The organism is Acidovorax sp. GW823-FHT05D11 (genome assembly GCF_058795695.1).
Genome location: NZ_CM179502.1, coordinates 897,184 through 912,731, shown reverse-complemented (window position 1 = coordinate 912,731; position 15,548 = coordinate 897,184). Strand labels below are relative to the sequence as shown.

13 protein-coding genes are annotated in these 15,548 nt (G+C 66.7%); all 13 read right to left on the bottom strand.

Features of this window, described 5'->3' with window-relative positions; genetic code table 11:
• Window positions 1-28 precede the first annotated feature (28 nt).
• Window positions 29-1,642 (bottom strand): acyl-CoA carboxylase subunit beta, encoded by a 1,614-nt coding sequence (locus tag AC3RCE_RS04210; RefSeq protein WP_492254595.1) that lies wholly within the window; start codon window positions 1,640-1,642, stop codon window positions 29-31.
• Window positions 1,639-2,580 (bottom strand): SDR family oxidoreductase, encoded by a 942-nt coding sequence (locus AC3RCE_RS04205; RefSeq protein ID WP_492254594.1) that lies wholly within the window; start codon window positions 2,578-2,580, stop codon window positions 1,639-1,641. The genes AC3RCE_RS04210 and AC3RCE_RS04205 overlap by 4 nt, the downstream gene beginning before the upstream one ends.
• Before the next feature lie 30 nt (window positions 2,581-2,610).
• Window positions 2,611-3,360, bottom strand: a complete 750-nt coding sequence (locus tag AC3RCE_RS04200; protein WP_218293216.1) for a TetR/AcrR family transcriptional regulator — start codon at window positions 3,358-3,360, stop codon at window positions 2,611-2,613.
• Between the two features lie 1,022 nt (window positions 3,361-4,382).
• Window positions 4,383-5,159, bottom strand: coding sequence for an enoyl-CoA hydratase (locus AC3RCE_RS04195; RefSeq protein WP_218293215.1), 777 nt, complete (start codon window positions 5,157-5,159; stop codon window positions 4,383-4,385).
• A gap of 72 nt (window positions 5,160-5,231) precedes the next feature.
• The gene (locus tag AC3RCE_RS04190; protein ID WP_218340493.1) at window positions 5,232-6,092 is read right to left on the bottom strand and encodes an acyl-CoA thioesterase; all 861 of its coding nucleotides are present in this window, start codon (window positions 6,090-6,092) and stop codon (window positions 5,232-5,234) included.
• 27 nt (window positions 6,093-6,119) lie between these two features.
• Window positions 6,120-7,007: an alpha/beta hydrolase family protein gene (locus tag AC3RCE_RS04185; RefSeq protein ID WP_218293213.1), complete on the bottom strand. Its 888-nt coding sequence runs from the start codon at window positions 7,005-7,007 to the stop codon at window positions 6,120-6,122.
• A gap of 291 nt (window positions 7,008-7,298) precedes the next feature.
• Complete coding sequence (locus AC3RCE_RS04180; RefSeq protein WP_492254593.1) at window positions 7,299-8,498, bottom strand: acetyl-CoA C-acyltransferase; 1,200 nt, start codon at window positions 8,496-8,498, stop codon at window positions 7,299-7,301.
• Between the two features lie 15 nt (window positions 8,499-8,513).
• The gene (locus AC3RCE_RS04175; RefSeq protein WP_492254592.1) at window positions 8,514-9,023 is read right to left on the bottom strand and encodes a DUF4442 domain-containing protein; all 510 of its coding nucleotides are present in this window, start codon (window positions 9,021-9,023) and stop codon (window positions 8,514-8,516) included.
• Between the two features lie 11 nt (window positions 9,024-9,034).
• A complete protein-coding gene (locus AC3RCE_RS04170; RefSeq protein WP_492254591.1) occupies window positions 9,035-11,437 on the bottom strand; it encodes a 3-hydroxyacyl-CoA dehydrogenase/enoyl-CoA hydratase family protein in 2,403 nt (800 codons plus the stop codon).
• A gap of 85 nt (window positions 11,438-11,522) precedes the next feature.
• Window positions 11,523-11,960 carry a DUF2147 domain-containing protein gene (locus AC3RCE_RS04165; RefSeq protein WP_492254590.1) on the bottom strand — a complete coding sequence of 146 codons (438 nt, stop codon included), beginning with the start codon at window positions 11,958-11,960 and terminating at the stop codon, window positions 11,523-11,525.
• A gap of 45 nt (window positions 11,961-12,005) precedes the next feature.
• Window positions 12,006-13,802: an acyl-CoA dehydrogenase C-terminal domain-containing protein gene (locus tag AC3RCE_RS04160; protein ID WP_492254589.1), complete on the bottom strand. Its 1,797-nt coding sequence runs from the start codon at window positions 13,800-13,802 to the stop codon at window positions 12,006-12,008.
• A 4-nt stretch (window positions 13,803-13,806) separates the two neighbouring features.
• The gene (locus AC3RCE_RS04155) at window positions 13,807-14,547 is read right to left on the bottom strand and encodes a TetR/AcrR family transcriptional regulator (protein ID WP_218293207.1); all 741 of its coding nucleotides are present in this window, start codon (window positions 14,545-14,547) and stop codon (window positions 13,807-13,809) included.
• A gap of 177 nt (window positions 14,548-14,724) precedes the next feature.
• Window positions 14,725-15,387, bottom strand: coding sequence for a nucleoid occlusion factor SlmA (gene slmA / locus AC3RCE_RS04150; protein ID WP_218293206.1), 663 nt, complete (start codon window positions 15,385-15,387; stop codon window positions 14,725-14,727).
• Window positions 15,388-15,548: the final 161 nt, after the last annotated feature.

Genomic DNA, 15,548 nt, shown 5'->3' with positions numbered 1-15,548 from the left:
GTGGTGATTGCGTGCTTTGGCGTGGCTCTTACATCCGCGCCACGCCAAAGCTCAGGGGCCGCAGCGTGCGGGCCTGTGCCTCGGCGCAGGTGTCCAGGCAAAACGCCAGCACGGCACGGGTGTCACGCGGGTCGATCACGCCGTCGTCCAGCAACAGGCCACTGGTGTAGAACGCATCGGCCTGGGCCTCGAACATGGCGACGATCTTGTCGAACTGGGCCTGCGACTCGGCCGGGTCGGGCGTGATGCCTTTGCGCGCCAGTGCCGCCTCGGTCACGATCTGCATGGTGCGCGCGGCCTGCTCGCCGCCCATCACGGCTGTCTTGGCCCCCGGCCAGCTGAACAGGAAGCGCGGCGCATAGCCCCGCCCGCACATGCCGTAGTTGCCCGCGCCAAAGCTGGCGCCGCACTGGATGGTGATCTGCGGCACGGTGGCGTTGGTCACGGCCTGGATCATCTTGCTGCCGTGCTTGATCATGCCGCCCTGCTCGCTGTCCTTGCCCACCATGTAGCCCGTGGTGTTCTGCAGGTAGATGATGGGGTGGCCCAGCTGGCACATCCACTGGATGAAGTGCGTGGCCTTGTTGGCACCCGCCACGTCGATGGGGCCGTTGTTGCTGATGAAGCCCACGGCGTGCCCGCCGATGTGGCCCTGCGCGCACAAAGTGGCCATGCCGTAGCGTGCCTTGAATTCGAGCAGCTCAGAGCCATCCACCATCCGCGCCATCACCTCGCGCATGTCCACGGGTTGGCGCAGGTCGGCAGACATCAGGGACAGCAGGTCGTCTGCCGGCAAGAGAGGTACAGGCGCGCTCGGTCGCTGGGGCATGCTCCAGCCCAGCTGCGCGACCACATCGCGCGCCAGGCCGATCGCCTCGCGGTCATCCTGGGCCAGGTATTCGCCCAGGCCCGAGACGGCGGTGTGCATCTCGGCACCGCCCAGTTCCTCTTCGGTCGCCACCTCGCCCGTGGCGGCCATGAGCAGCGGCGGCCCGGCCAGGAAGGCGCGCGAGCGGCCCTGCACCATGATGACCACGTCCGACAGCCCCGGCATGTAGGCCCCGCCCGCAGTGCCCGAGCCGTGCTGCACGGTGATCACCGGAATGCCCGCCGCCGACAGCCGCGCGAGGTTGCGGAACAGTGTGCCCCCGTGCACGAAGCCTTCGACCCGGTAGCGCATGAGGTTGGCGCCGGCACTCTCGACGAGGTGCACGAAGGGCAGGCGCTCGCGCAGCGCGATCTCCTGCACGCGCAGGATCTTTTCCAGTCCCATGGGCTGGATGGCCCCCGCCTCGATGCCGGAGTCGCTGGCTACCACCATGCAGCGCACGCCACTGACAAAGCCGATGCCCGCGACCATGCCGCCACCGGGCACGGACTTCTCAGGGTCTTTCACATCCTGCAGGTAGCCCGCCAGGGTGCACAGCGGCAGCCAGGGCTCGCCCGCATCCAGCAGCAGCGCCACGCGCTGGCGCGGCAGCAGCTGGCCGCGTTTGTCGAACTGGGGCTGCGACCGGGCCGAGGCGGCGGCGGCACGCTCTTCCAGCGCGCGCAGGGCATCGAGGCGCGCGGCCAGGGCAGCGCGGCGCTGTTGCGCATCGGGTGCGCCGGAGTGAAAGCGCGAAGCAAAGGCGGTGGTCATTCAGAGTCCTTGGACGCACTGGAAGCCTGCTCGGCAGACGCCGCAAACACGCGCGGCACCTGTGCGCGGTGAAAGCCCCCATAGGGCTTCACGGCGGCGCGCTGCTGCGTGGCGGCATCGGGCACGCGCAGCGGCCAGCCCAGGCGCACCTGCGGCCGCGCGCCATCCACGCGCAGCGTGCTGCCGCTGATGAAGCTGGCTGCCGGGCTGAGCAGGAAGACGATGGCCGCCGACACCTCGGCCTCGTTGCCGAAGCGGCCCAGCGGCACGGTCTGCGGCATGGCGCGCAGCGTGTGCGCGGCGGCGGGAGGGTAGTTGTCCATGCCGCTCGATGCGATGTAGCCCGGCGCGACGGCGTTCACGCGCACGCCGCTGCAGGCCCATTCGAGCGCGGCGGTTTCGGTGAAGCTGACCATGCCCGCGCGCGCCGCGCCGCTGTGCCCCATGCCCGGCATGGAGCCCCACATGTCGGCCACGATGTTGACTACTGAGCCGCCGTTCGACGCCATCCACTGCCGGTAGCACTCGCGCGCCACCAGGAAGCCGCCGGTGAGGTTGGTGTGCAGCACCGCCTCCCAGCCCTTGGCGCTGATGGATTCGAGCGGCGACATGAACTGCCCGCCCGCGTTGTTCACCAGTCCATCGATGCGCCCGTGCGCGGCCAGCACCTGCTGCACCAGCACCACCACCGCGTCTTCGGAGCGGATGTCGCACGCGTGCCAGGACGCTGGGCCGCCATCCGCGGCAATCTCATCGGCAACGGCCTGCAGCTTCTCTGGCTTGCGGCCCACCAGCACCACCTGCGCGCCCAGGCGGGCCAGCTCGTGCGCTGTGCAGCGGCCGATGCCCGAGCCGCCGCCCGTGACGACGACCACCTGGCCGGCGAACAGGCCCGGGGCAAACACAGACTGATAAACATTCGGAGCCGTCGGGGCCATGGTGGTCCAGCCTTTTTTGTATTTTTTTGTTTATGCGCGGATGAAAAGGGCCAGGGCCTCGTCGGTCAGCGCATCGAGCGACTTGCCCTTCTTGGGCGAGAACCACTGCACGGCCCAGTTGAGCGCGCCAAAGATGAACAGCCGCGCCACGCCAGGATTTGCCTGCAGCGCGCCCTGCTGCGCGAGGGCATCGAGCGCGGGCATCCACGCGGCCTCGTAGCTGTCCTTGATGCGCGCAATGCCCTTGCGCTGCGCGGGCGTGAGCGAGCGCCATTCGTAGAGCATCACCGGGATGAAGCTGCTGCGCGGGCCGAGCAGGATCTCGAAGTGGTGGCGGATCAGCGTGCGCAGCTGCGCGCGTGGCGCTGCGCCAGCAGGCAGGGCCTCCAGCGCCTGCTGCTGGCTCTGCGTGGCCATGGTCATGCCCTCGCTCATCACGGCGTAAAGCAGCGCGCTTTTGCTTTCGAAGTGGTAGAAGGGCGAGCCGCTGTGCATGCCTGCGGCGGCGGCAATATCGCGCGTGCTGGTGGCCGCGAAGCCCTGCGTGCGGAACAGTTTGGCGGCGCCGTCCATGAGCTTGCGGCGGCGGTTGCCGTCGTCGAGTTCTTCGGCGGTCTTGCGCGGGCGGCCGCGGGGGCGGCGTGGGGGGTCTTCGGCTGCCGTGGTTTCTGTGGGGATGGGGTTGGCGACGAGGGACGCTGCGGCCTTGCCACGGGGGCGGGCCGGGGTTTTCTTTTGCGGGGGGGTGATGGCGCGGGCGCGCGGCACGGGTGAGTCCATGCAGGCACGATAGCAAAACTGTTTATTTTTAGCAAGCAAGTGCTTGGTAAAAATAGGTGCTGCGATTGCGGGTTGTTTTGCCTGGCGGGATTTTGGATGTTTTTTTGCCTTTAGCGCTTATCCATCAAGCGCTAGAAGCTATTGTTTTTATAGTATGCAGCGTGCCTGAACGAAGGGCGGAGGCCGGGGTGTGCGCCCGGCGGCGCAGTAACTTTCTCTTGGGTCGCCAAGAGAAAGTCACCAAGGAGAAGGCGACCCTGCCGTCTGCGACCCCTTCGCTGCGCTACGGGGCAACCTGGGGTGCTCGGTCACGGGGTGCACCGCAGAACTCGCTGCGCGCCGTTGGCGCATCCAGAAGGGAACCCGCAGCCGGACATCCATTCGGGCCGTCGCTGCGCTCGGCCCAGCCTGCGCAGCGCGTGGCGCTTGGCGCTTGCGCCCGCGAGATGGGGCCGAGCGAAGCAAAGGCCCGTGTGGCTATTCGGCTGTCTGGATGTTTGGCGGTCCACCCCCCCTGCTGGCTGCGCCTGCGGCGGGGCGGTTGCGGGGTGAGCATGGGCGTCGCAGCGCCCATGCCTCGTGCTCTGACTCGCCGTGGTTGTCCGAGCGGCGCTGCGCAGCAGCAAAGCGAGTTCCAAGGCGCACCCAGCAACCGCCCCGACGCAGGTGGCCCCTTCGCACTGCGAAGGGGTCGCAGACTGGGGGGCGCCCTTTCTTTGGTGACTTTCTCTTGGCGACGCGAAAGAAAGTTACTCGCATGCCGGGCGACTCCCGGCCTCTGCCCTCAAACCAAGCATGCTTTTCAAACCAGCACGCCCTGGCTTCGATGGGCTCAGCCCGAACGGTAGGCAGAAACTCGATAACTATAAAAACGATAGCTGCTAGCGCTTGATAGAAAAGCGCTAGCAGCCAAAATGACCAAGAACCGGGGGCCCAGAGTGCGCCGAAATCCAGCCGGCGCTTTTACCAAAAGATCGTTCAGCCCGCTACGCGGTCTGCACCGCTATCGCGGCGGCCAGATTTCAGCTCTTGCTGAAATCTGGCTTTCTCTTTTCCATAAACGCCGAGAACGCTTCCCGCGCTGCCGGCTCGCGCAGCATGCGACCAAAGCTCGCGCCCTCTTCCGCCATCACCGCCAGCACCTTCCCCGTCTGCCCCCCCTTCATCAGCCGCTTGGTCTCGATCAGCGCCGACAGCGGCTTGGCCGCCAGCTTGCGCGCCTGCGCCTGCGCCACGCCATTGCACTCGGTCGGCGGCACCACGCGGTTGACCAGGCCCACCTCCAGGGCGGCCTCGGCCATGAACGGCTCTCCCAACAGCAAGGCTTCCGCAGCGCGGTGATACCCCAGCATCTGCGGCACCAGCAGGCTCGATGCGGCCTCGGGGCACAACCCCAGGTTCACGAAGGGCATGGAGAACGCCGCGTTGTCGCCCGCATAGACCAGGTCGCAATGGAACAGCATGGTCGTGCCGATGCCCACGGCGGGGCCACACACCGAGGCGATGATGGGCTTGGGAAAGGCCGCGATGCCGTGCAGGAAGCGGAACACGGGCGAATCCTGCGTGGCGGGCGGTTGCTTCAAAAAGTCGCCGATGTCATTGCCCGCGCTGAAGATCGCCACGTCGCCCTGGAACACCACCACGCGCACGCTGGCATCGGCCTCGGCAGCGGCCAGGGCATCGGCCATGGCGGCATACATGGTGGTGGTGATGGAGTTCTTCTTGTCCACACGGTTGAAGGTGATGGTGGCCACACCGGCTTCGGTGTGGACGAGGATGTCTTGGGTGGCGTCGGTCATGGTGGTGAAGGTTCCGGGGTCGGATGGATGAGGACGGGAGGAATGCACGGTGCAGAGCAACAGGCCGACTTCCTATTCCTTGTAGTAAACGATCTGGTGGCTCGTGGCCAGCATGGTGCCAGCCTCGTTCCACAGCTGCACGGTCTGGTCGAAGAAACCGTTGCGAAACTCCTGCCCGCGCGCCTGGCCGAGCAGGTAGCCGGAGCCCGTGGCCTGCAACTGCTCTGCCGTGGCATGGAAGTACACGGTGATGGACACCGTGCCCGCAGGCACCTGGCGCGCACGGCGCAGCCACACGCGGGGGAAGAACACGTCGGCCAGTGCCGCCAGCGAGGTGAAGTCGAGCGGGCGCGGCGGCGCGTCGCGCATCCACAGCTGCGTGAGGCTGTGGTCGCCGCTGCCGTCCCAGGTGCGCGGGATGAAACCCGCGATGGGGCGCATCTCATAGCGGCTGAGCCATTCCACCGCCCCCTTGGGCGCGACGATGGCCTTGTGCTCCGCGGGGGGAGGCACCTCGGGCATGGGCACATCGCCCACACTCCAGGTCTCACGGCGCACCGCCGTGACGGCCGTGGCGGTGGTGGTGACCACCTGCGCGCCGTCAGCACCGGCCTGCAGGATCGACAGCGTCCAGTGCTGGGTAGAGCGGTTGGTGCGCACGGGCGTTGCCTGCACGGTGAACACACCGGCTGTCAGTGCGCCCGCGTAGTTGACGGTGAGCGACAACGGGTCGCCGAGCCGGTCAGGGTGCTGCAGGATGGCCTGTAGCAGCGTGGCGGCGGTGATGCCACCAAACGGGCCCACCATGTTCCAGTAGCCGGGGTGGGTTTGCCCTTCGTACTGGCCGGTCGGAGCGGACGAGGCCGTCAGTTGCAGCGCCTCGTCCAGCGGGTGGGCTGCGGAGGACGAAGAAGTGGATGAAGAGGAAGTCATGCTGCGAGTGTGCCGCGAAACGACCGCTCAGGCCGTCGTACCGGAGACTTCGCCGTGGTGCACGCCGCCACCCAGGGCGGCCAGCGCAGCCGCCGCGCGCGGCCACAGGCTCTGGCGAAACTGGTCGCGAAAGAAACCGAAGTGCCCGATGCGGCGCACCTGCAGATCGGCCGGCGTGATGCTCTCCACGCGGCGCTCGGTGTTGGCGTACAAATTCACCAGGTTGTGCGTGCCCCGCAAGGTCATCAGCTCATCGTCGGCCATCGACAGCGCCAGCACCGGGAACCGCACCGCGCCATAACTCTGCGCCACCGCAGGCCCCTCGGCACCCACGCTGTAGGCAGGATGCAAGCACCAGCGCCGCCACTGCAGGATCACCCCCGCAGGCAGGTCGCCCACCTTCTTGAGCGTGCGCCCCGGAAAGTACCCGCACAGCCGCGTGGCCAGCGGCACCAGCACCCACCAGAAATACGGAACGATGCGCTTGAGCTGCGGCGCGTTGTCGCGCCAGTAGCCGCTGCCCGCGGCCACGCTCAGCAAGCCATCCACCTGCTCGGGCTTTTTCAACAGGCCCGGCAACTGCGCCCCCAGGCTGTGGCCCAGCAAGTACAGCGGCTGCGACGGCAGCGCGGCCTTGGCGGCTGTGATCACCGCCTCGTAGTCCTGTGCCCAGTCGAACAGATCCGCCTTCACATCGCGCATGGCGCCCTGCAACGAATCGCCATGGCCCCGGTAGTCGAACGTGGTGACCCGAAACCCTTGCTGCGCCATCCACAGCGCAAAGGCCTCGTAGAACGACTGCCGCACCCCCATCGCGCCGCCGATCACGACACTGGCGCGCGGAGCGCCCTCGGGTTGGTAGACACGCAGCGCCAATGACACTGCCCCGTTGACCTGCAAAGTTTGCTTGTCCATGTCTGTCTCCTTGGTTCGAAACCGATCTGCGCCGGCTTGAAAAGAAAACTATCGCTGAGGGCAGAACCCTGGCTTCGACAGGCTCAGCCCGAACGGGCGGGGTCGGGTAAGGGTCGGGACGAGACCATCCAAATACCTGCCCCGGTTCCCCTGCCTTCACACCCCACCTTCCAGGGCGCAGCGAGCGGGATCAGCTGCTAGGCGGACGGAGCGGAGCCACCGGAACGTACTCAAGGTACGTGAGGATGGCGAGCACCGCCCGACGACGCAGATGACCCGCGCAGTAGCCAGTTACAACGCTTCAATAATTCCAGCTGCACCTTGGCCGGTACCTACGCACATGGTGACCATGCCGTACTTCAGCTTGTGCCGGCGCAGCGCATGCACCACCGTCGCCGCCCGGATCGCACCCGTGGCGCCCAGCGGGTGTCCCAGTGCGATCGCGCCGCCCATCGGGTTCACCCGGCTCGGGTCCAGCCCCAGCGTATTGATCACGGCAAGCGACTGCGCGGCAAAGGCTTCGTTCAGCTCGAACCAGCCGATGTCTTCGTGCTTCAGGCCTGCATACCGCAGCGCCGCAGGAATCGCCTCGATGGGACCAATGCCCATGATCTCCGGCGGCACGCCACGCGCTGCGTAGCTCACAAAGCGGGCCAGGGGCGTCAGGCCGAATTGCTTCACTGCCTTTTCGCTGGCCACGATCAGCGCACCGGCGCCATCGCTGGTCTGCGAGCTGTTGCCCGCCGTGACGCTGCCGCGCGCGGCGAACACGGGCTTGAGCTTGGCCAGACCTTCGAGGGACGTGTCGGGCCGAGGGCCTTCGTCCAGGTTCACGGTGCGGCGCTTTTCCACCACTTCGCCGGTAGCGAGGTTGGGCGAACGCTCCACGACCTCGAAGGGCGTGATTTCGTCGCTGAACTCACCGGCCTTCTGCGCCTTGATGGCGCGCAGGTGCGATTCGAGCGCGAAGGCGTCCTGCGCCTCGCGGCTGATCTTCCACTGCTGCGCGACCTTCTCGGCCGTGAGGCCCATGCCGTAGGCGATGCCCACGTTCTCGTCGCGCGCGAAGATCTCTGCGTTGAACGATGGCTTGTTGCCGCCCATGGGCACGAGACTCATGGACTCGGCGCCGCCGGCGATCAGCACGTCGGCCTCGCCCACGCGGATGCGGTCGGCGGCCATCTGCAGCGCGGTGATGCCCGATGCGCAAAAGCGGTTCACGGTCACGCCGCCCACGGGGTGGTCGAACGCCAGGCCCACGGCAATGCGTGCCATGTTCATGCCCTGCTCACCCTCGGGGAAGGAGCAGCCGATGATGGCGTCCTCGATCGCCTTGGGGTCCAGCGTGGGGACCTGCAGCATGGCGCTCTTGATGGCGGCGACCAGCAGGTCATCGGGGCGGGTGTTCTTGAAATAGCCGCGGCCCGAGCGCCCGATGGGCGTGCGCGTGGCGGCAACGATGTAGGCGTCCTGGACTTGTTTTTGAGCCATGGTGTTGAAACTCCTTCAATGCTTGGCGGGGCGGCTGGAAGGAATCCAGGCCCACGTAAATACACATTCGACCGGCTCCACGCCGGCTTCGTCGGTCACGGTGACGGTGACCTGCACCTCGCCCTTGTCGCTGGCCAACATGGCGGCGCGCTGCTCGGCGGTGAGCGTGGCCACGGCCTTCAAGCCACCCGTGGCGCGCTTCTTGAACGCCATGGAGAGCTCCTTGGCCAGCGGTATGCAGTCATCGCGCACGTTCATGCCCACCACCATGCCGGTGGCCGTCTCGGCCAACAGGTTCATGGCCGAGGCGTGCACGCCGCCGATGTGGTTCTGCACGCGGTGCTCATTGGGCAGGCGCACTTCCACACGCTCGGGCGTGAGCGACACGAACTTCACCCCGGCCGTGCCGGTGAAAGGCACGGCCCGGCGCAAGATGATGTTCTGCACGAAGCCGCGCAGGAAGGCGGGGGCCTCGTCCAGGCGCATCAGCGAGCGCTGGAGTTTGTTGGGGGCTTGGCTCGTCATGGTGATGCCGGTCAGTTGCGAACAGGCTTGCCCGTGGAGAGCATGCCCAGGATGCGCTCGTGCGTCTTGGGCTGGGCGATCAGGTGGCAGAACACCTTGCGCTCCAGCGTGAGCAAATATTCCTCGCTCACCATCGCACCCGCATCCACATCGCCGCCACAGACCACCTCGGCGATCATGGTGCTGACCTTGAAGTCGTAGGCGCTGATGAAGCCGCCGTCGCGCATGTTCACCAGCTGCGCCTTGATGGTGGCCAGGCCGCTGCGGCCCGCCACGGGGAACAGGCGCTTGTGCGGCGCGCGCCAGCCGCTGGCGGCCATGGACCTGGCCTCGTTGATGGCCACGAACAGCAGTTCGTCCTTGTGCGGGACGATGACGTCGGACTCCAGCAGGTAGCCGAGCTTGCGCGATTCGAGCGCGCTGGTGCCCACCTTGGCCATCGCGGCGGCGGTGAAGCCTTCGGTCAGGAAGGGCAGGATGTCCTTGCCGGTGGATGCCGCCATGTTCTCGGCCGCGCGGCGGGCGATGTAGGTCAGGCCGCCCGCGCCGGGCACCAGGCCCACGCCCACTTCGACCAGGCCGATGTAGCTTTCCATGTGGGCCACGCGCTTGGCGGAATACACCGCCAGCTCGCAGCCGCCGCCCAGCGCCATGCCGTGGATGGCCGCGACGACAGGCACCTGCGCGTAGCGGATGCGCATCATCAGGTTCTGCAGTTCCTGCTCGATGCTTTCGACCGCATCGGCGCCGCCGACCATGAAGGCGGGCATGGTGGCTTCCAGGTCAGCGCCCACGCTGAACGGGGCGTCGCCGGACCAGATGACCATGCCCTGGTACTCGGCCTCGGCCAGCTCCAACGCTTCCATCAAGCCTTCCATCACTTCGGGGCTGATGGCGTGCATCTTGTTCTTGATGCTGGCGATGAGTACCTGGCCATCCAGCGTCCACGTGCGCAGGGCTTTGGACTCTGCAATGGTCGTGCCGGCGGTGCGCCAGTCGGGCAGGTTGGTCTCGCCCAGCAGCGTCTCGGGGAAGATCTGGCGCTCGTACACGGGCAGCTGGCGGCGCGGCACGAACTTGTTCTGCGATGCGCTCCACGAGCCTTGCGCGGTGTGCACGCCACCGGCTTCGGCCACGGGGCCCTTGAAGACCCACTCGGGCAGCGGTGCCTTGCACAGCGCTTTACCCGCGTCGATGTCTTCCTGGATCATCTTCGCCACGTCGAGCCAGCCGGCTTCCTGCCACAGCTCGAAGGGGCCCTGCTTCATGCCGAAGCCCCAGCGCATGGCCTGGTCCACGTCGCGCGCGTTGTCGGCGATGGTGCCCAGGTGCACGGCGGCGTAGTGGAAGCCGTTGCGCAGGATGGCCCAGAGGAACTGGCCGGGCGCGCCTTCGGCGTTGCGCAGCAGGCGCAGGCGCTCGGCGGCGGGCTTCTTGAGCATGCGGGCATACACCTCGTCGGCCTTCTGGCCGGCGGGCACGTACTCTTCGCTGTCCAGCTCGAAGCGCATCACGTCGCGGCCGACCTTCTTGAAGAAACCGGCCTTGGCCTTCTGGCCCAGGTTGCCCAGCTCCAGCAGCTTCTTCAGCACCGCGGGCGTGCCAAAGCTTTCGTAGAACGGATCGGTCTCGATGCTCAGGTTGTCCTGCAGCGTCTTGATCACGTGGGCCATGGTGTCCAGGCCCACCACATCGGCGGTACGGAAGGTGCCGCTCGATGCGCGGCCGAGCTTCTTGCCCGTGAGGTCGTCCACCACGTCATAGGTGAGGCCGAAGTTCTCGACCTCCTTCATCGTGGCCAGCATGCCGGCGATGCCCACCCGGTTGGCCACGAAGTTGGGGGTGTCGTGCGCGCGCACCACGCCCTTGCCCAGGCCGCTGGTGACGAAGGCTTCGAGCTGGTCGAGCACTTCAGGCTGCGTGGTGGGCGTGTTGATCAGCTCCACCAGCGTCATGTAGCGCGGGGGGTTGAAGAAGTGGATGCCGCAAAAGCGCGGCTTGATGCTCTCGGGCAGCACTTCGGAGAGCTTGGTGATCGACAGGCCCGAGGTGTTGGACGCCAGGATGGCGTGCTTGGCCACGTGGGGCGCGATCTTGGTGTACAGGTCGAGCTTCCAGTCCATGCGCTCGGCAATCGCCTCGATCACGAGGTCGCATTCCTTGAGCAGGTGCAGGTGCTCTTCGTAGTTGGCCTGCTGGATCAGCGCCGCGTCGTCGGCCACGCCCAGGGGCGATGGCTTGAGCTTCTTGAGGCCTTCGACGGCCTTGGTGACGATGCCGTTCTTCGGGCCTTCCTTGGCGGGCAGGTCGAACAGCACCACGGGCACCTTCACGTTGACGAGGTGGGCGGCAATCTGCGCGCCCATCACGCCTGCGCCGAGCACGGCGACTTTCTTCACTTGAAATCGGGACATGGGTTGGTTCCTTGTTGGTGGCCTGGCGCCGCCGCGCGCCGGGCACGGCGCAGGCAGACGGGCAGGCAGGCCACGGGCGTTGGGTTTACTGGACGCGGATCCAGGTCTGCGAGCGGCCGAAGGGGCCGATGGAGCCCCGCACTTCGAGCTTCTTGCCGCCGTCGATGGGGGTCATGCGCAGGGTGTAGTTGCGGCCGTTCTCGGGGTCGAGGATCTTGCCGCCTTCCCACACTTCCTTGCCCTCGGCCTTCTTGGCGCCACGGATGATCTCCAGCCCCAGGAGGGGCTTGCCCTTGCGGTCGTCCGAGCATTCGTCGCAGACATCGTCGGGCTTGGCGTCCTTGGACAGGCGCTTTTCCAGCGCTCCGTGCAGCACGCCGCCGCCGATGTCGCGGATGCGGATCTCCGCCTTGGCCTCGCCGGTCTTGTCGTCGATGTTGCGCCACAGGCCTTCAGGCGTCATCTGCGCCCAGGCCGGCACCGCACCCGCTACCAAAACAATAGCTGCTACCGCTTTGTACATAAGCGCTCCGTGGCAAAAAGGCTTGAAATCCGCACGATGCACCGATCAGGCCAGGGCCAGATCGGTGTCCATCAGCACCTTGCTGCCGGCACGGGCCGTGCGCATCAGCGTCGCCGTTTCAGGGAACAGCTTGGCGAAGTAGAAACGCGCGGTCTGCAGCTTGGCGCCGTAGAACGGGTCGGTGTTGCCGGCGGCGATCTCGCGCAGCGCGACCTGGGCCATGCGGGCGAACAGGTAGCCAAACACCAGGTGGCCGGCCACGCGCAGGTAGTCCACGGCGGCGGCGCCCACTTCGTCGGGGTTTTGCATGCCCTTGAAGCCGATTTCGGTGGTGAACTTGGTCATCTGGTCACCCAGCATCGCGACGGGGTTGATGAACTCGGCCATCTTCTCGTTCACGCCTTCTTCTTCCACCAGCTTGCCGATCAGCTTGCCCAGCTTCTTGAGCGTGGCGCCGTTGTTGCCCAGGATCTTGCGGCCCAGCAGGTCCAGCGACTGCACGGTGTTCGTGCCTTCGTAGATCATGTTGATGCGGTTGTCGCGCACGTACTGCTCCATGCCCCATTCCTTGATGAAGCCGTGGCCGCCGAAGACCTGCATGCAGGCGTTGGTGCTGATGTGGCCGTTGTCGGTGATGAAGGCCTTCACGATGGGCGTGAGCAGCGCCACCATCTCTTCGGATTCGGCACGCACCTTTTCATCGGGGTGGCTGTGCACCTTGTCCAGCAGCAGCGTGCAGAAGATCTGCAGCGCGCGACCGCCTTCGGCGTACGCCTTGGCGGTGAGCAGCATCTTGCGCACGTCGGGGTGCACGATGATGGGGTCGGCATCCTTGTCCTTGGCCTTCACGCCCGACAGGCTGCGCATCTGGATGCGGTCCTTGGCGTAGGCCAGTGCGTTCTGGTAAGCCACTTCGGTCAGGCCCAGCGACTGGTTGCCCACGCCCAGGCGGGCGGCGTTCATCATCACGAACATGGCGGCCAGGCCCTTGTTGGGCTGGCCCACCAGGGTGCCGATGGCGCCATCGATGGCGATCTGCGCGGTGGCGTTGCCGTGGATGCCCATCTTGTGCTCCAGGCCCGTGCAGTAGATGGGGTTGCGCTCGCCCAGCGAGCCGTCGGCCTTCACGTTGAACTTGGGCACGACGAACAGGCTGATGCCCTTGCTGCCCTTGGGCGCGTCGGGCAGGCGGGCCAGCACCAGGTGCACGATGTTGGCGGTCATGTCGTGTTCGCCGGCGCTGATGAAGATCTTGTTGCCGGTGATCTTGTAAGTGCCGTCGGCCTGGGGCTCGGCCTTGGTGCGCAACAGGCCCAGGTCGGTGCCGCAATGGGGTTCGGTCAGGCACATGGTGCCGGTCCACTCGCCGCTGGTGAGCTTGGGCAGGTAGATCTTCTTTTGCTCGTCGGTGCCGTGGGCGTGCAGGGCTTCGTACGCGCCGTGCGACAGGCCGGGGTACATGGTCCACGCCTGGTTGGCCGAGTTCATCATTTCGTACAGGCACTGGTTCAGCACGAAGGGCAGGCCCTGGCCGCCATAGGCGGGGTCGCACGACAGCGCCGCCCAGCCGCCTTCGACGTACTTGGCGTAGGCGTCCTTGAAGCCCGACGGGGGCTTGACTTCGTTCGTGGCCTTGTCCAGCACGCAGCCTTCGGTATCGCCGCTGATGTTGAGCGGGAAAGTCACTTCGGCGGCGAACTTGCCGGCTTCTTCCAGCACGGCATTGATGGTGTCCACATCCACCTCGGCGTGGGGCGGCATTGCCTTGAATTCATCGCTGACCTTGAGCACTTCGTGCATGACGAATTGCATGTCGCGCAGGGGCGGCGTGTAGGTAGGCATGGGTTTACTCCTTGGAGGTGGTGGTTTGGTTGGAAACTTTGCGGCGCTTGGCGGCAGCAGGGGTGGCTGGCGCGGCGGCGGCCGGCGTGTCGGCGCTGTAGCGCGCCAGGATGTTGTGAAAGCCCTGCACGGCCCGGCCCATGGAGCCGGGGGTCTGCAGGAAGCGCGCTTCGTAATGCAGCGCGAGGATGAGGCCGTGGATCTCGAACAGCATCTGCTCGGCATTGGTGTCCGCGCGCAGCTCTGCGAGGCCCTTGCACTGCTCGATGGCGCGGCGCATGGCGGCGTGCCATGTCAGCACCGAGCTGGCCAGCGCGTCGCGCACGGGGCCGGTGCGGTCGTCGAACTCGACCGCGCCGCTGATGTAGATGCAGCCCGAGTCGATTTCGATGGAGGTGCGCTTCATCCAGTTGTCGAACATGGCCGACAGGCGCGCCACGCCGCGCGGCGCGGACATCGCGGGGTAGAACACCTCCTGCTCGAAGCGGGTGTGGTATTCGCGGATGACGGAGATCTGCAGCTCTTCGCGCGAGCCGAAGTGGGCGAACACTCCCGACTTGCTCATGCCCGTGACATCGGCCAGCGCCCCGATGGACAGGCCTTCCAGCCCGATGTGCGTGGCCAGGCCCAGCGCCGCCTCGACAATGGCCGCCTTGGTTTGCTGGCCCTTTTGCAGGGCGCGGCCGGTACCGCTGCGGGCGCGCGGGATGCGGGTGACCTGGCTGGATGAAGAGGTGGCGGACATGCTGGCAAATAAAAACGAACGTTCGTTCTATTCTGCAGCAAATTCAGCGACCGGCCAAAACCCCGGGAAAAAATAGGGAGCGGCCCCCAAATCACCCGTTGCGGCGGCGCCACCGCCTGGCGGGCCCGCTCTCCAGCGTGCCGGGGCCCCGCCGGCGGCACCGCCAGCGTGGCGGTGCTAGAGGATCAGCGCGAGGCTGGCTTCCAGGTGCTCGGAAGGCGGGCGCTTGAAACCCGAGCGCGCATAGCGCTGCAGGCGACCCACCGCAAACGCCGTGAGCACGCTGGCCGCCACCTGGGCATCGACCGTGGGCGTCGCGGAGCCCGCCGCGGCCGGGCGCAGGCACTGGCGCAGGGTGGACTCGATGCGGTCAAAGAACTGGTTCATGCGCTGCTGCAGGCGCTCGTGCTCGAACACCAGGGCGTCTCCCACCATCACCCGCACCATGCCGGGGTTGCGCTCGCCAAACTGCAGCAGCACGGCCACGATGCGCGCCGCCTGCCGCTGGCCCACGTCGGGCGGCTGGGCGGGGTCGGGCACCTCGCGGCCGGTGATCTGCTGCACGAGGGTGAACACGGACTGCTCGATGAAGTCGATCAGCCCCTCGAACATCTGCGCCTTGCTCGCGAAGTGGCGGTACAGCGCCGCCTCGCTCACCGACAGGCGCGCCGCCAGCGCGGCGGTGGTGATGCGCTCCGCGCCCGGCTGCTCCAGCATGGCCGCCAGCGCCTGCAGGATCTGCACGCGGCGCTCGCCCGGCTTGGGCCGCTTGCGCGCGGCCGGCGTGTCACCCGCGTCGTCGGTACTGGCGGGCTCTGGAAGGGGAGAAAGTTCGGACATGCAGGACAGGGGCTCTGGTAGGGCCATGCGGCCAGTGGCACCCGGCGCCCGGTTCACATGCCGGATGGGCATGCACGGGCCAGCGGCAGGCGTAAATCATGTATGGAAATGATTCTCGCACAGGCTTTTGCCCGGCCCGCACACGGACACGCGCAAGGAGC

Excerpts from the sequence above, each read along its gene's own strand:
- AC3RCE_RS04210 (WP_492254595.1), bottom strand. The coding sequence starts at position 1,642 with ATGACCACCGCCTTTGCTTCGCGCTTTCACTCCGGCGCACCCGATGCG.
- AC3RCE_RS04205 (WP_492254594.1), bottom strand. The coding sequence starts at position 2,580 with ATGGCCCCGACGGCTCCGAATGTTTATCAGTCTGTGTTTGCCCCGGGC.
- AC3RCE_RS04200 (WP_218293216.1), bottom strand. The coding sequence starts at position 3,360 with ATGGACTCACCCGTGCCGCGCGCCCGCGCCATCACCCCCCCGCAAAAG.
- AC3RCE_RS04195 (WP_218293215.1), bottom strand. The coding sequence starts at position 5,159 with ATGACCGACGCCACCCAAGACATCCTCGTCCACACCGAAGCCGGTGTG.
- AC3RCE_RS04190 (WP_218340493.1), bottom strand. The coding sequence starts at position 6,092 with ATGACTTCCTCTTCATCCACTTCTTCGTCCTCCGCAGCCCACCCGCTG.
- AC3RCE_RS04185 (WP_218293213.1), bottom strand. The coding sequence starts at position 7,007 with ATGGACAAGCAAACTTTGCAGGTCAACGGGGCAGTGTCATTGGCGCTG.
- AC3RCE_RS04180 (WP_492254593.1), bottom strand. The coding sequence starts at position 8,498 with ATGGCTCAAAAACAAGTCCAGGACGCCTACATCGTTGCCGCCACGCGC.
- AC3RCE_RS04175 (WP_492254592.1), bottom strand. The coding sequence starts at position 9,023 with ATGACGAGCCAAGCCCCCAACAAACTCCAGCGCTCGCTGATGCGCCTG.
- AC3RCE_RS04170 (WP_492254591.1), bottom strand. The coding sequence starts at position 11,437 with ATGTCCCGATTTCAAGTGAAGAAAGTCGCCGTGCTCGGCGCAGGCGTG.
- AC3RCE_RS04165 (WP_492254590.1), bottom strand. The coding sequence starts at position 11,960 with ATGTACAAAGCGGTAGCAGCTATTGTTTTGGTAGCGGGTGCGGTGCCG.
- AC3RCE_RS04160 (WP_492254589.1), bottom strand. The coding sequence starts at position 13,802 with ATGCCTACCTACACGCCGCCCCTGCGCGACATGCAATTCGTCATGCAC.
- AC3RCE_RS04155 (WP_218293207.1), bottom strand. The coding sequence starts at position 14,547 with ATGTCCGCCACCTCTTCATCCAGCCAGGTCACCCGCATCCCGCGCGCC.
- slmA (WP_218293206.1), bottom strand. The coding sequence starts at position 15,387 with ATGTCCGAACTTTCTCCCCTTCCAGAGCCCGCCAGTACCGACGACGCG.